This window comes from Stenotrophomonas sp. STEN018 (assembly GCF_056760235.1).
The window spans coordinates 114,649-128,080 of the sequence record NZ_JBRREK010000002.1 but is presented as its reverse complement, the minus strand read 5'-3'; the positions used below and the strand labels follow the sequence as shown (position 1 = coordinate 128,080).

Sequence of the window (13,432 nt, the reverse complement as noted above, 5' to 3'; positions counted from 1 at the left end):
CCGAACTACGGCTTATGAGGAACTCAGCCTTCTCTGCTGCGGCCAATCCTCTGGGACCAGTGCCGGTGGTTTGACCCAAGGATTCTCCACGAGCGCATCCTGGAACCACTGGTCTCGTAGATTCGCGTGCTCAGTAACGATCAGCTGGAACCCTGGTGCATCCTCTCGCGTGAATTTATAGAGCAGATCGAACAGGCGCCGCACCGCCACCATGTCGGCGTCAGCTTCCGTCCTCTGGATAGAACCGTCCGCCTGCTCGTAGACCTGTTCGGAAGGAAAGTAGACTTGCGTCGGCTGGTCGATCAACAAGAAGCGCGGGATGGGTCGATTGTTCTTGGCCGCAAACAGATGCAAGGCAAGTAGCGCCGACAGGTGATATGCCAGATGATTCTCACCGCCGCCGGTCCTACTCATCGGCACCGGCCGCTCTGGCCGATCAATCACGACAGTGAGGTTCATCAGGTCAAACCGGGCCGGAAACTCGCAGAACTCCGCGTCGAACTTGCGGATGTACTGCGAAACTTGGCTTGAGATGATGTTGAGGATCGAGCTAAGTCGATCACTACTATCATCGGCACCAATGCTCTCTTGCAGGGCCTCAATCGTCGACCTGAGGCGGCGCTGCTCAGCTTGGAGCCTCGCGAGTTCATCGTCCGGAGTGAGGTTCTCCAGAAACAGGCTTACGCGACCCACTACCCGTGCCGCTGCCGCGTTACGCGTGCCCATCGTCGCTATCATTTCATTTGCCGCGATGGCTCCGGCAAGCTCGGCTTCCTTCTCCCTGATCGAACCTGCAACCCCTCTCAGCTCCTCGTCCAGCCCCTTTTGGTAGGCATCGAGCTTGGGACGCTGACCAGTAGCGATCAAAAGTTCAGCATCGAGGGACTCAAGCTCCTTGAGGAGCACCTTCGCAACCGGTGATTCAAGCGCCAGATTCCGCTCGCTGAAGGGCCACTGCCACTCTCCAGTCGCGGGATTCCTCGGCAATGCCTTGATGGAGGACAGACGATCGCGCTGTTCGGCAGCTTCAGTCTCGTAACCACTCGCACGCTTCGCGAAACGACGGGCCGCATCGATTCGGCTCTGAACGTCATCCCGATCCTTCCGGAGCGCCTCGATTTCTTGTTCCAGTGCAGAAGTTCTGCTTCCGTCATCCTCGGAAGCCTGCTCAGGCTTCCACCGGAGCGCGCTCTTGAGGATTTCGATCAGCCGATCAGCGTCGGCTCCCTCGATGTTGTCACTGAGCACCCCCACCGCCTTAGCTTCTGAGTAGAGGCTGATGGCTCGCTCGTGAGAGGTGTTGATAGCCTCTCTTGCCTGCTCCAGCAGTTTCGCATTGAGCCTTAGCTCGCGCTGCACGACACGCAACTTCGCTTCGAGTTCATAACGATCGTTGGATGAGATACCCAAGAGTATTGGAAGAGTGTCGCGGATCGCTTGGGGCTGGAACTGCTCGTTCTGTCGGTAGAAGAGCTGATCCTTGTTAGCTACCAATCCTTGCTTCTGGAATAGGTAGTAGAACGTATGTTTTACGTTCGCCTCAAAGCTGTCACGACTTTGATCAATCGGGACATCGGTCTGGTTGGTCGGAATACCCAGTAGGCGAGACAGGAGGTCTACAACTGCCTCATCATCGGTGTTTTCGCTCAGCTCCTCAAATGCGGGAGCCTTAAGGTCGCTCCCCAGGCGCACCATTGCCGTACTGCAGCTCGCACCGCCACCGCGCGGCGTGGGCTTGGCTACAAGCACCTGCTCTCGATCAAAATGGTAGATCACGGCGAACCACGCAACCTTGTCTCGGATGATGCCTTCCGGAACATTGAAGGTCGACCTTCCCATGCAGTACTCCACGATCTCCGACAGGGCGGACTTGCCGGTGGAGGACCTGCCGGTGATGACATTGAGGCCATTTACCTTGAATTCCAGGTCGCGGCGCTGCCCGTCGTGGCTGTAGATATGGATGGACTTGATCTTCATGGACGGATTCCGAAAGTCGTGTAGATGGTTACGCGGTCGGCGATGGTTGCGAACTCCTTGCCCACGAACCGTGCTACGCGCTGAGAGGCAATGGTCTCCGCGGTTCCCTTGGTGTCGACAGTCTTTCGCAGTGTCTTGTCCACAGTGCGGATCCTGCCGTCATCGGAGACAGTGATGCAGCCTCGCTCCATCATTAGGCCGAATGCTTCCAAGGCATAAGGAAGCATGGCGGTCGCCCTCTCCGCGAAGCCGACGTGTACCTGGGGATTCTTTTCAGCCACCTTGAGCAAGTAGCCACGTGCCCCTGCGGCCAAGGATTCGCGCGAGTATTTGTGTAGGCACAGGGGAAGGATAAGCAGCGTCAACGAATAGGGCATGCCCCGGTCATCATTCTCTTCAAAGCCCTGAAGAGCGCGGAAAAGAATCAGACCGCAGAACGCTGGATTGAAGAGGTTCCTGATCTCGAAGGGACGCTCGTCCCAGGGCTTGATCTGAATGGTACCTTGTACTTGGGCATTCATGCGGTCACCTCCAGTGCCTTACCTACGCGGCTAAGGAATCGCGGGTGCCAATAGACTCTTGGTTCAGGCGCATTGGCCAGGATGTGGTAGTTGCCACGCGTGACGTAGGGTTCGGTGACGCGCTCTCGGATACGCAGTGATTGAATCTTTCCGCTCTCAAGGTCCGCCCATTTGTACAGCTCTTTCCCCGCACGCTTCAGCGCGTCTTCCGCACTGTGCTCGTCCAGCTCCTCGAAGACCACGTCCTTGAAACGCCTCCACTCATCGACAAGCCTATCCTCGTAGCCTTCGATCTCACCGGACACAAGAAGGTGTTCACGTGCCCATTCGGAGCGCTGCGCGAATGCGCGATAGAAGTCGAGGATGGCGCTGTAGATTCGGTCTCGCGAGATGCCAATCTCCTTCAGCTGCCGCACGAATTGTCGCGAGTCGCCATCGATGTCTATGTCCTCCTCGGGCATCTTGCCCGCGAAGGTGATGGGGAGATTGTCGGATCTGTACTCCTCGGACAGGGAAAACAGCTTTTCTGAGATCTCGGCACCGACTACAGCCTCCGTCCTTGCGCCGGTCAGCAGCAGGATGACCTGTTCATTCCACCACCCTTCCAGCCGCTCAAACACGGCGCTCCTATGCGGGGGACGGATGATTCGCATGGACGGCCCTTCCTTGATCAACGTTGGAATGTCATCAATTCGTGGACTGCGGTCGAGGATCAGGATGCGCGCAAGAAAGTCATTCTTTTCGACATCGCTAAGCTCGTTGAACTCCTTTTCGATCTTCCCGATAAGTTCTGACTTCGACTTGGCAAGAGCTTCTTCAGCTTGCTCTCGCGGCGTCTTCAAGGTGGCCACACCTGGAGTCTTGCAAGCCAGGAAGCTTGTAAGGAACGAACCTGCAGCGACCTCATCGGTCGTGAACAGGAAGAACTTCAAATTTGACTTGGCGCGTCCATCTCGCTTGTACCTAGCAAGCCAGATACGCACGGACTTCCAGAAGTCCGTGGATAGATCAGTCAGGCGTTCGCCGATAGCCTTGTGCTTGAGCGAGGCGAGCGACTTTCCGCCATCGCCGTCTTCGAAGTCTACGTCGTCGTCCTTTTCAAAGAGGACGGTGGTGGCTTCCGGCAGCAGGAGCATCTGATGCAGGGCCAGTCGTCCTTGATAGATGTATCCCAACCCCTGCTCACCGGCAGCGTACTTGTCGCTAGATGACTCAACCATGCCCAAGTCCTTTCCTTGATTCTCGGCTTGCAGGTATGACGGAATAGCAGGGGCGGATGCTTCTTCCTTCGCATCGTGTCCTGTTGTGGCTTCATTGCCCCTGTGACTATGGCCGCAGTCACCTCCCCACTCGGCTGTCGCCAGCGATGGTAGCAAATCGCAGGGAGACAATGTCTCTCCCCGCATTCCATAGATATGATGGGTCGTCTGGCCTGCTTCTATAATGCGGGGCATGGCTTGCAACTATGATGGCACCGGCTCAGGCGTGGGGCTTCTAGTTCCATGCCTGTTAGAGTCACGCAAGCGCTGGCCATGCTCATCCAAAGGGCGGCGAAGCGCAGTACTGCTAGTCATACCTGATGACACAATTTGGATGAGTTTGGAGTCCGACTGGAATCCGAAAAAGAGTTGCTCGGGAAATTCGACCGACCGAACTGATGCCCGCTTCAGGCCGGTAGCCGTCGGTTGCCATGTCAGGCATAACTGTCGAGCGGTTGCGTTGCACCCTTTGATTAGAACTGATTTCAGACCCTTAGTACTACGCTGAAGCAGGATCCCCCTGCTTTGCGTGTGCGCCGCGCATCGGCGTATCGCTTCGAGTACTAAGCATGAAAGATAAATCCGAGTTCCTCTACTGCGTCTTCATCGTGGCTGCGGCCATCTTGTCGGCCGTAGCCCGTTGTTCGTTTACCCGCCCCGACCAGTTCGGTCGGGACTCTTACGACTAACCCCCCAATCCAGATAGACCCACAAGGCCCGGCATCGTCCGGGCCTTGTGCGTTATGCCGTCTATGAAAGGAGACCGAGATGCATCACGTTGAAACCATGGCCTATGCAGGCCAAGTCCCATGGCATGGCATCGGAAGCCAGCTGGCTCCAGGGCAGTCCATTGAAGTATGGCGCGAGCGCGCCGGCATGAATTGGTCCTTGGAGGAAGCCGAAGTGCGATTCGCCGCCGAGGCTGAAGATCAGTATCCGGTGCGGGCGTTCCCCGGGCAGAAGGTGCTTTATCGCTCTGACACCAAGCGACCGTTGGCCGTGGTGTCCAAGCGCTATCAAGTCGTCCAGCCGCGGGAGATCCTCGAGTTCTACCGCGACCTGACGCGGTACAGCGGCTTTGAGCTGGAAACGGCAGGCGTTCTTCGCGGCGGGCGGAAGTTCTGGGCATTGGCCCGTACGGGGCAGGGTGTGGCCCTAAAGGGACAGGATCAGGTCAATGGCTATCTTCTTCTGGCTACGGCCTGTGATGGAACGCTGGCTACCACCGCCCAGTTCACCTCAGTTCGCGTGGTGTGTAACAACACCCTGCAGATCGCTGTTGGGGATCGAACCGGAGCCATCAAGGTCCCGCACCGCAGTGCCTTCGATGCTGACAGGGTCAAAAGCCAGTTGGGTATTGCTATTGAGGGCTGGCATGGCTTCGTGGAGCGGATGCGCATCCTCTGTGAGACACCAGTGGACCCTGATTCGGTTGATGGCGTGCTGCGAAATTTGCTCACGTATTCAGCGGCTCAGAATGGAAAAGTCATCGTGAACGAGCAGGCTGTAGCCAAGGTGCGGGCGCTGTATGACGGACAGGGTAGGGGGGCTAGATTGAAGACCAGCAAGGGCACGGCGTTTGGCTTGCTCAACAGCATTACCGAATTCGTGGACCATCATCGGCGGGCGCAGAGTACGGAGAACCGCTTGGATGCGGCCTGGTTCGGCCAAGGGGCATTGCTCAAGCAGAAGGCTTGGAGGGAACTGCTAGGGGAAGCCGCATGAATGTCTCGCTGCAGAAGCAGCGCCTGGAAGAGCTACCTGGCGGCTTGAACGAACGTGACAGCTTCGTCCTCTCCCAGGCATTGGAAATCCTAGAGAGAAGAGCAATGGTCAGTGGCCTCCTATTGGGAGATCCGGATGTTGCCGGCAGGTTCTTCCGCCTGCGTCTAGGGCATGAGATCCGCGAGCACTTCGAGGTGGCGTTCCTCGATGCCCGCAACCGCCTGATCGCCGTAGAAAGGTTGTTCTCAGGCTCGATAGATGGTGCTGAGATCCATCCCCGGATTGTCGTCCAACGTGCCTTGGCCCTGAACGCAGCAGCGGTCCTACTGGCTCACAACCACCCGAGCGGGCATTGCGAGCCATCAGAAGCGGATCGAGCCATCACCAGGCGATTGAAGGAAGTACTGGCGATGGTGGAGGTGAGGGTCGTCGACCATCTTGTGGTGTCGGCGAGCCAAGGCACCTCAATGGCTCAGCTCGGGCAGATCTAAGGCCCGGATACCTAGGAGAGCAGCATGAAGGAAACGGAGACGTCCTGGTCATCGACCAGGGCGGCAATGGCTCGCGCCAAAGCAGCTGATTTAGACCGGCAGGCCCGGGAGGTAGAGCGCTCAGCTGCCGATGGAAACTGGCGCATGAAGGCTCGGGCTAGAGAGGCGGCCAGCCGGCTTCGATTGCGAGCTGGGAGGTACCTGGTGGAGGCTCAAGGTCACGAAGAACATGATCTCCCACTCTTCCCCTAGCCCGCAGGAGGGGACTTGCCTTCTGCGTAGCCCTTGATCAAGTTCAGAACGGCTTGTTGTCTTGATGCTGGAAGACGCGCGACCAGAAGGATGACTTCTGCCAAGACGTCAGATGTGGCGTGGAAGTAAGCAACAGGAACGCCGAGCGCCTTGGCCAATGCTTCAGCGGTTTCGGGATCAGGATCTCGTAACCCCAACTCGTAGCGCGAGATACGTGGTGCGGCGCTATTGGAATCTTCCAAGCCCAAGACGGCCCCCAAGTCAGCTTGACTCAACCCAGCTTCCAGTCGGGCCGCGCGTAGGCGACGACCAAAGACGGATTTTGGAATGGACGGAGCAGGCATGGAAACGGCACAAGGCAAGCGGTGTCCAAGTCTGCCTGTTTCATCATCGCATCACATTTGCCATTATGGCAAATGATGGAAGTCGTGATCTTGCCCAACTGATCCCGTACCAACCAATCAGACCTTTCAAGAGGCGCGTGCGCTTAAGGATTGACGGATATCCAAATGTCACAAGAGGACTACTACGAAGTCCTCGGGGTACGCCCCGAGGCACCCCTCTGGGAAATAGAACTGGCCTACAAAGGCCGGCGGAGCCAGTACCACCCTGACCGCTACGCCGCGGGGGACGAGGCTGCGGTGGCATGGGCGACGGCCAAGATGCAAGCCATCAACAAGGCCTATGCCGTCCTCAAGGACCCGGACCAGCGCGAGCACTTCGACCGTACCCAGGCATCGGCCGGGCCCGCTGACCCAGGTCCCCGAAGGGAGCGAGCCAGGGCCTCAGAGCCCCCGCCGCTCCGCTCACTTCGAGAAGCACTGGAAGGGCTCGAGTTCAGCAATGAGCCCTTCGAGCGCGTGTTCGTGGCTCCCCATATCCCCAGGAAGAAGCTCCTGGGCGCTCTGGACAGCTACGGGGAAGGACTGCGAGCCCAAGACATAGTCGTGCTCATCGACGACACGGTGTTCGGCGGTGCCAGGGAAGGCGTGCTGATCACCGAGGCCCAGATCCGGGCCAAGGCCAAGTTCGAAGCGGTGGATACCCGCCTGCTGGGATGCCTAACCCAGATCACCGCCCACGGCGCCCACGTACGGATCCAGGGCGAGCCGTTCATCAGCTTGAGCATCCCCAACCCAGATGACCTGCGCCTGTTGTTCGAGGCCGTCAGTGAGCATCTGAAACAAACGCACTAACTCCAACCAACGAGGAAACACATGAGGTACTTGATAGGCATGTACGGCGTAACCGTACTCATCGCTGCGGTCTGTTTCGATATCTGGGGGCGCTACGCGTACAAGGGATTCTTTTACAACCTGGGCCAAGCCCTGGTGTGGCCAGCTGTCATGTTTCCGTCGATCGGTAAGCTGATCAGTGGCGTTATCTGGGTCCTCGTGATCATCGCCGTGCTGGCGCTTGTGAGGAGGCGGTAAGCATGCTGATCAGAATCTCTCTGCTAGCAATGCTTCTGGTGTCACTCGGAGGCTGCAAAAGCCAGCTGGACAAAGTCCGGGGCGAGTTCATCGATAGCTGCATGAGCAGTGGTGCCTCGAAAGCACAGTGCTCCTGCACGATGGACAAGCTGCAGGAGCACTACGGAGAGAAGGGATTGGTCGCCATAGAAGAGCGTGGCTATCCACCAATGGGCTTTGCCGAGCAAGTACAGGTAGCTGCTGGCCAGTGCCGGTGAGCCTAACTGCGGGTCCAGCGCAGGGCGGTCCCTAGTTCCGACACGCGCCCGCTGAGCTAGGGAACTTTCAGAGTCGTTTCAATGATGCGTGTAGATGCCCTAGTGCATTCCACACCATATCAACCAATGCCCTTAAGGGCTTCGAAGGAGTATAAATGAACATCAAAGGATTTCTTGTAGCCACTGCGTTGTCAGCCGTAGCGCTGTCAGCTTGCACCAAGGCAGAGACGCTTTCGCGCGAAGGCGATATCAACCTGGCGGGATGCAAGGTTCCTGCAGGACTGACAACGGAACAGGTTCAGGCGGTGCGTTGTACACCTGTCTCCGCGACCCCTCACGTAGAAGCTCCCATGGCGTCAGAGGCGGAGAATGAGGTTGTAATCAATGAGGCGCTTGCTCCGCAGGCAGCGATGAACGGGCACGACGAAGAGAATATTGGTGCGCGCAAGATCGTGAAGGGTGATCTGAACGGTGATGGTGTCGAGGACCGCGCTGTGCTTTTCGTACTGGAGGGAGGAGGCGGAAGCAATGCCTACTCCACGCACCTGGCTGCATTCCTCAGTGAGAGCGGAAAGTTGAAGTTCATCTATTCCACGCCGGTGTCGGGCTACGGAGAGGAGGTGCAGGGCATATCCTACGGGGATGGAATGGTGAAGATGAAGAAGCTAGGGCAGGGGGAAGGCGATGCCATGTGCTGCCCGACAGCTGAGTACGAAGTGGACTACCTGCTCAAAGATGGGAAGTGGCTGGAGATATATCCCGAGGATGAGGGCACCGCTCAAGCGCTTTGATGGCAGAACATGATGCTTGCTGTGAATTTCTACACAAACATGCATAAGGTATGAGAGATGCCGGATAGACGTGAGAAGCCAATCAATCCTCCTTCAGATGCCTAACGTGCAACAGAAGGAGTGGTAAAGAAGGGACTGCGCACTTACCGTTTCTCCCTAACAACCTGATGCGGCGCTGTTTGAGCCGTTCCAAAGAGGTCACCTACTAGCGTGGGTGGCCTTTTCTTTTTTTCAAGACAGGGGCTCCATATGGCGACGTTCCATTTCGAAGTGAAGACCGGTGGCAAAGGCAGGGCAGCACCGCACAGCCTATACATAGCCAGGCAGGGTAAGTTTCGAGGACGAGACGATTTGGTTCTGACCGGTAGCGGGAACTTACCTTTCTGGGCAGATGGTGATCCAGTAGAGCTATGGAAAGCTGCTGATGCGCACGAGCGGGAGAACGGAAGCGCGTATCGGGAAATGATCATCGCGCTGCCCAATGAAATCGGTATATCGGGGCTGCGCAATCTAGTGGAGGACCTTGTCACACTGCTGGCAGCCTCCAAGCCCTATCAGTTCGCGGTGCATGAGCCACAAGCTTCACTCGATGGCAGGGTTAACACGCACCTGCATCTGATGGTTTCGGATCGGTTGCCTGACGCTATCGAACGGGATGAGCGTCAGATGTTCCGGCGATACAACGGTGTACGGCCTGATGCAGGTGGGTGTAGGAAAGATGGCGGCGGAATGACCCGTGTGCAGTTGCGTGACAGGTTGATTGCATTGCGGTGCAATGTGGCTGCTGTGCTCAATGGCCATCTGGAACGGCACGGCTTTGAGGGAGTGCTCGACCACAGGACGTTAGAGCAGCAGGGTGTCGCACGTCGCCCTGAGCGTCACTTGGGGCCCGCGCGGATCAGGTCAATGTCAGTAACGGAGAGGCTGGCGTACGTCGATGGAAGGCGGGCATTTCAGGGCCAAGGCATTCTTTGATCTTCTTGCCGGTGCGGTCCGAAAGACTCGGACCATTCCCCCAAAGCATCTCGCACTCGATGCTACTTTGTCCTAATTAGGGCAAAGTAGCATTCCGTGCACTATTGTCGGCCCCCAAAAGACGTTGAACGCGCTCGGACGTTTTACTTGGCTTCAAAAAGAAAGGCCGCCCCGAAGGGCGGCCATAGTGAAAACCTTGGAAGGCTTAAAGATGACCCCTGGCACCGAAGACGACCGGGTTAAGTATGATCAAGTGCCTGCCTGAGCGTCGGAGGTAGTTCTCCCGCTCCACTCGAATCACCCCGTCTGCCTCCAGCAAATCCAGGGCAGAGCAAAACCGACCCTGATGGCGGATTGGCCCATTCTTCCGGACATCGTTGCGAGGTGCGTGATTGTAGTCGCGTTCCCAATAGCGCGTGCACAAGTAATCCTTCAATGCCAACGCGTCCTTCTCGTCTTCAGGAAGTTCATTGTGGCTACCAAACTTCTCCTTGAACTCCCTGAAATAGAATTCGACGATGGAAAGCGCACGTTCCAGCGTCGCTCGCTCGACTACATCGCCCTCAAGCCCCTCGAAATGATGGAGGATGCCAGCCACCCTGCTGGCAATCTCTACGGACTTGGAGGCAAAGTCGCGTATTTCCTCATAGGCACCGCCCTTCCCGATCTGCAGCTCAATCAGGTTCTGAGCCTCGACCCACCTTGCCCTTGCATCGGGGGAGAAGCGAAGAATCTTCTTGCTGCGATCACCGGTAGCATGGCGAGTATCGCGTTCGTGAAGGAGCTCGGTGATCCTGCTGTGAAAAACGTCCAGCGCAGGGTGGCGCGAGCTGCCGTCTTCGCGACGGTTCTTGGTCACCCGGTGACCCTGCGTTGACTCGGGATGACACAGCAAGAAGCGGGCCAGAAAGCCGGAAGCTCGTGCCATGTTGTTCGGCTTGTCCAAAAATGCGTTGAAAGGCTCTTCCTGGATCATGAAACTGAGCGTCAGTCGAGGGGCGTAGACCTCGATGATCTCTTTCGCAACATCAAGCGTCGCGATAGCGGGGCCGTCCCATACCTTGTTGAGCGTGCCAAGACCGCGGGCCGCACCGCTTTTCACGAAGGTTTCACCCTCATCTGAAAGAAGTGCTATGGACCTGCTCTGACCTCGCATCGCATTGATCAAAGCGCGCTCCGTTGTGTTCTTCAGCACGATGCGATTGAGTGCGGGCTTGGAGGGTTCCGCCGCCATGCACGCATTGTAGCGTTCGCGCAGCTCACGCGGCTCATCGAGAACAGATTTGGCAATCATTCGATCCAGTGCTTTCTGAGTAGCGTTCCAGTACCGACGCTCCGCCTTGTACTTCTCCGAGGCAGTTTCGTAGGTTTCAGCCTGTGCAAGCTCGTACTCATAGATCGGCTTCAAAACAAGGTTGTCGGTTGACGTTTTGCGCTCACCCGAGTCCCCAATGGTGGCCAGGAAGAGTGCGCATGGGGTCGTTTGGCCGATGGGTAACATCATGTCGATGTCAGCCTGGCAGGCAACGGACATGGCAGTCAGGAACGAGCTGGCAATCATGGCATCCGGCGATTGGACGGCATCCATTACCTCGTCGAAGGCCCGCTCGACGGTTTCGTAGAACTGATTCGCCGGGAATGGGAAGGTAGGGATGTGCTTGTTCATTTGCTGTCCTTGCTGGTAGCGGTCTTGCCCATGGCTTTAGCCTGGAGATCCATCAGTTCCTTGAAGCGCGCCGGATGCAACTTCAGGCCTTGTGCCTGAAGGACCTCCAAGATGGCCTTCTGGGTCACTTGCCTATCCAACAGCTCCAAGATGGTTGGGTACAGCATGGCGAACAGTTGGGTGTTCCGATGCTGTTGCTTGGGCTGCAACGCCTTCAGCGCATCGGCACAGCGGTTTGCCTGGTCCTGCAAGCTGTCGTCGTGTCCAATGGACGGGGGAGTGCTGTTATTCATGGCCGCCCTCCTTAGTACGCCGCGTGCGCATTGGCGCAGGCGTGGACATAGGCCATCACTTCCGACCGCCACCACACTGAAGGGGAGCGGTCAGACGTGCCCAACTTGAAAGGCTTGGGGACTCGGGGGTCATGGGACGGCAGTCGCGGATTAAGGCGGGCATACCAGGTGCTCTTGCTGATACCAACAATGGAAAGCACCTCAGGCAGGCGGATTGCTTGGTCCTGGACTGGGGCACGTTGCAGCGAATGAAGGATGGCTTCCAGGCGCTCAAGGGTGCGCGAGTCGATCTCGTGCGGAGTGGCGCTGAGAGAACTTGCAGCGCCTGCCGAGTTGGTCAAGGCGCGGCGATCGGGTGCGTGGCTGGAATATGCCGATGATGTGTTGTGGGACACGAGTATCTCCTTGTCTGCGCGGGGCCGGCGGCCCTGCTGCGGAGGAGATCATCGCTGACGCCTATATGCCGGTCTGCGCAATAGCTAGCTAACGGCTTTACATATTCAAATTTTTGTGCTTGGCGACTCCTTGTTTCTCTTCGAACTCTTCCCGTACCCGGTCATAGACAGGCTTCATTCGCTTATAGGGCTTCCCGGACTTCCCCCACTTTGTTAACGCATCGGCGACGCGATTATCAATGTGCTCATCAGTTGGCTTTCGCTTTTGCACGTGCTCGTCGTAGGCCTGCAGTGCCTCAGCGCCACCGGGATGGACTCGGATCTGCTTCACGATCGCTTCGATGACCAAATGCATGCTCTCTAACTTGTTGGGAACGATGAAGTCTCGCATCACCTCAAACGCGATTTCTTCAAGCGCATCCCTGCAGGAAAGAGGCGCCTTTGAGGCGCTTTCGCGCTTTGACTCGGACTCGGTCTTCGGGGAGTAGGTCATTCCTAGGTAGAAATTGCACTCCAGCAGCGCGTGGAGAGCTCGGAGAGAGTCTTTTTCATTGAACGCATTCCGTGCCTCGATCCAGTAGGCGATTGCGACTTCCAGCATGTCGTCAATCTTGATCTTCGCGCGTGGCTTCAGTTCTTCGTGTTGACGTTTCAGTTCTTCGAAACGTTCAGGAAACGAGAAGATGCATGTCTGATGACCATCTTCGTCCTGTGTGACCGTAGTGTCCGCCCACGTCTGGGCGAGTTCATTGCTAAGTGCGTCGTAGTCGCTTGCATTCTTGATGATTGACTGCTGCTTCCACTGTGCATACGCAGTTGCATTCTTTCGCTCTCTAAGCTCTGCGCATGTCTTCTTCCATAAGACTTCGAAGGGGCGTGGATCATTCTGTCGATTGATGTGCTTGCTATGGATCTGGTTGAGCAATCGGTCGAACATGCAGTTGAGATCGGGCAGGTCTTGGCTGCTGTTGTATCTGCTGCTGGGGCGCCGGCGCGGCGCAACGACCGTTGTAACCAGAGGACGCTTTGATGAGCGCAGTTGTGAGGATGGAAGCGTGGCGGGCACTTTGGCGGGACTCAACTTAACAGCTCCTTCTGTGGTTGTACTTCCTTGCATTCTGAACAAGTGGGCATGGTGTTTCCAGCGGATTACGACCTGAAATCCCGCAGCTAACGGCTGCATGGATTCGGGGGGGCGGTTCGTGGCGTCGTAAGCCTTCATGGGGACGGAATTGAAAGCGCTGGCTTATGGCTTGTCTTCAATCGCTGCTACTCATACTCCGGCCAGAAGCGACAGCCATTTTGTCTGCGCCACATGGATAGTATCGTCGGCCGGCTGCAGGTCAGTTGAATGGCTCAATGTCTACTTTTGAGTTGAACCCTGATGTAAGGAGTGA

At 57.0% G+C, this 13,432-nt stretch carries 15 protein-coding genes; 7 read left to right on the top strand and 8 right to left on the bottom strand.

The features are described 5' to 3' along the window. Nucleotides 1-12 precede the first annotated feature (12 nt). Genes ACVOMB_RS01550 through ACVOMB_RS01540 form a run of 3 tightly spaced genes read right to left on the bottom strand, consistent with a single transcriptional unit; the run spans nucleotide 13 to nucleotide 3,718 of the window. Nucleotides 13-1,977: a DUF3732 domain-containing protein gene (locus ACVOMB_RS01550; RefSeq protein WP_481529632.1), complete on the bottom strand. Its 1,965-nt coding sequence runs from the start codon at nucleotides 1,975-1,977 to the stop codon at nucleotides 13-15. Continuing rightward, nucleotides 1,974-2,498 (bottom strand): three component ABC system middle component, encoded by a 525-nt coding sequence (locus ACVOMB_RS01545; protein ID WP_481529631.1) that lies wholly within the window; start codon nucleotides 2,496-2,498, stop codon nucleotides 1,974-1,976. Before ACVOMB_RS01545 ends, ACVOMB_RS01550 begins: the two co-directional genes overlap by 4 nt. After that, entirely contained in the window at nucleotides 2,495-3,718 is a 1,224-nt protein-coding gene (locus ACVOMB_RS01540; RefSeq protein WP_481529630.1) for an ABC-three component system protein, read from the bottom strand. Before ACVOMB_RS01540 ends, ACVOMB_RS01545 begins: the two co-directional genes overlap by 4 nt. A gap of 807 nt (nucleotides 3,719-4,525) precedes the next feature. Here ACVOMB_RS01540 and ACVOMB_RS01535 point away from each other — a divergent pair. Then, nucleotides 4,526-5,482, top strand: coding sequence for a DUF932 domain-containing protein (locus tag ACVOMB_RS01535; protein ID WP_481529629.1), 957 nt, complete (start codon nucleotides 4,526-4,528; stop codon nucleotides 5,480-5,482). Beyond that, nucleotides 5,479-5,973 carry a JAB domain-containing protein gene (locus ACVOMB_RS01530; protein ID WP_303748448.1) on the top strand — a complete coding sequence of 165 codons (495 nt, stop codon included), beginning with the start codon at nucleotides 5,479-5,481 and terminating at the stop codon, nucleotides 5,971-5,973. Before ACVOMB_RS01535 ends, ACVOMB_RS01530 begins: the two co-directional genes overlap by 4 nt. A 248-nt stretch (nucleotides 5,974-6,221) precedes the next feature. Here ACVOMB_RS01530 and ACVOMB_RS01525 read toward each other — a convergent pair whose 3' ends face one another. Next, nucleotides 6,222-6,569, bottom strand: coding sequence for a helix-turn-helix domain-containing protein (locus tag ACVOMB_RS01525; RefSeq protein WP_082746590.1), 348 nt, complete (start codon nucleotides 6,567-6,569; stop codon nucleotides 6,222-6,224). 165 nt (nucleotides 6,570-6,734) lie between these two features. Between ACVOMB_RS01525 and ACVOMB_RS01520 the strand changes: the two genes are divergently transcribed. From ACVOMB_RS01520 to ACVOMB_RS01500, 5 genes are all read left to right on the top strand, one after another. Next, entirely contained in the window at nucleotides 6,735-7,421 is a 687-nt protein-coding gene (locus ACVOMB_RS01520) for a J domain-containing protein (protein ID WP_481529628.1), read from the top strand. A 21-nt stretch (nucleotides 7,422-7,442) separates the two neighbouring features. Continuing rightward, complete coding sequence (locus tag ACVOMB_RS01515) at nucleotides 7,443-7,658, top strand: hypothetical protein (protein ID WP_481529627.1); 216 nt, start codon at nucleotides 7,443-7,445, stop codon at nucleotides 7,656-7,658. 2 nt (nucleotides 7,659-7,660) lie between these two features. Next, nucleotides 7,661-7,915 carry a hypothetical protein gene (locus tag ACVOMB_RS01510; protein ID WP_481529626.1) on the top strand — a complete coding sequence of 85 codons (255 nt, stop codon included), beginning with the start codon at nucleotides 7,661-7,663 and terminating at the stop codon, nucleotides 7,913-7,915. Nucleotides 7,916-8,070: 155 nt separating this feature from the next. Beyond that, a complete protein-coding gene (locus ACVOMB_RS01505) occupies nucleotides 8,071-8,706 on the top strand; it encodes a hypothetical protein (protein WP_481529625.1) in 636 nt (211 codons plus the stop codon). A 249-nt stretch (nucleotides 8,707-8,955) separates the two neighbouring features. Beyond that, on the top strand, nucleotides 8,956-9,681 hold the full coding sequence (locus ACVOMB_RS01500; RefSeq protein ID WP_481529624.1) for a MobA/MobL family protein: 726 nt from the start codon (nucleotides 8,956-8,958) through the stop codon (nucleotides 9,679-9,681). Nucleotides 9,682-9,886: 205 nt separating this feature from the next. Here ACVOMB_RS01500 and ACVOMB_RS01495 read toward each other — a convergent pair whose 3' ends face one another. From ACVOMB_RS01495 to ACVOMB_RS01480, 4 genes are all read right to left on the bottom strand, one after another. Then, complete coding sequence (locus ACVOMB_RS01495; protein WP_481529623.1) at nucleotides 9,887-11,347, bottom strand: YfjI family protein; 1,461 nt, start codon at nucleotides 11,345-11,347, stop codon at nucleotides 9,887-9,889. Then, nucleotides 11,344-11,640, bottom strand: coding sequence for a hypothetical protein (locus ACVOMB_RS01490; protein ID WP_481529622.1), 297 nt, complete (start codon nucleotides 11,638-11,640; stop codon nucleotides 11,344-11,346). The genes ACVOMB_RS01495 and ACVOMB_RS01490 overlap by 4 nt, the downstream gene beginning before the upstream one ends. 11 nt (nucleotides 11,641-11,651) lie before the next feature. Further along, nucleotides 11,652-12,035, bottom strand: a complete 384-nt coding sequence (locus tag ACVOMB_RS01485) for a helix-turn-helix transcriptional regulator (RefSeq protein WP_481529621.1) — start codon at nucleotides 12,033-12,035, stop codon at nucleotides 11,652-11,654. 97 nt (nucleotides 12,036-12,132) lie between these two features. After that, the gene (locus ACVOMB_RS01480) at nucleotides 12,133-13,257 is read right to left on the bottom strand and encodes a hypothetical protein (RefSeq protein WP_481529620.1); all 1,125 of its coding nucleotides are present in this window, start codon (nucleotides 13,255-13,257) and stop codon (nucleotides 12,133-12,135) included. Between the last annotated feature and the right edge of the window lie 175 nt (nucleotides 13,258-13,432).

Bases quoted from the DNA above. Each gene is read 5' to 3' on its own strand.
- ACVOMB_RS01495 (WP_481529623.1), bottom strand. From the start codon at position 11,347: ATGAACAAGCACATCCCTACCTTCCCATTCCCGGCGAATCAGTTCTAC.
- ACVOMB_RS01535 (WP_481529629.1), top strand. From the start codon at position 4,526: ATGCATCACGTTGAAACCATGGCCTATGCAGGCCAAGTCCCATGGCAT.
- ACVOMB_RS01510 (WP_481529626.1), top strand. From the start codon at position 7,661: ATGCTGATCAGAATCTCTCTGCTAGCAATGCTTCTGGTGTCACTCGGA.
- ACVOMB_RS01530 (WP_303748448.1), top strand. From the start codon at position 5,479: ATGAATGTCTCGCTGCAGAAGCAGCGCCTGGAAGAGCTACCTGGCGGC.
- ACVOMB_RS01540 (WP_481529630.1), bottom strand. From the start codon at position 3,718: ATGGTTGAGTCATCTAGCGACAAGTACGCTGCCGGTGAGCAGGGGTTG.
- ACVOMB_RS01515 (WP_481529627.1), top strand. From the start codon at position 7,443: ATGAGGTACTTGATAGGCATGTACGGCGTAACCGTACTCATCGCTGCG.
- ACVOMB_RS01520 (WP_481529628.1), top strand. From the start codon at position 6,735: ATGTCACAAGAGGACTACTACGAAGTCCTCGGGGTACGCCCCGAGGCA.
- ACVOMB_RS01500 (WP_481529624.1), top strand. From the start codon at position 8,956: ATGGCGACGTTCCATTTCGAAGTGAAGACCGGTGGCAAAGGCAGGGCA.
- ACVOMB_RS01525 (WP_082746590.1), bottom strand. From the start codon at position 6,569: ATGCCTGCTCCGTCCATTCCAAAATCCGTCTTTGGTCGTCGCCTACGC.
- ACVOMB_RS01550 (WP_481529632.1), bottom strand. From the start codon at position 1,977: ATGAAGATCAAGTCCATCCATATCTACAGCCACGACGGGCAGCGCCGC.
- ACVOMB_RS01480 (WP_481529620.1), bottom strand. From the start codon at position 13,257: ATGAAGGCTTACGACGCCACGAACCGCCCCCCCGAATCCATGCAGCCG.
- ACVOMB_RS01505 (WP_481529625.1), top strand. From the start codon at position 8,071: ATGAACATCAAAGGATTTCTTGTAGCCACTGCGTTGTCAGCCGTAGCG.
- ACVOMB_RS01490 (WP_481529622.1), bottom strand. From the start codon at position 11,640: ATGAATAACAGCACTCCCCCGTCCATTGGACACGACGACAGCTTGCAG.
- ACVOMB_RS01545 (WP_481529631.1), bottom strand. From the start codon at position 2,498: ATGAATGCCCAAGTACAAGGTACCATTCAGATCAAGCCCTGGGACGAG.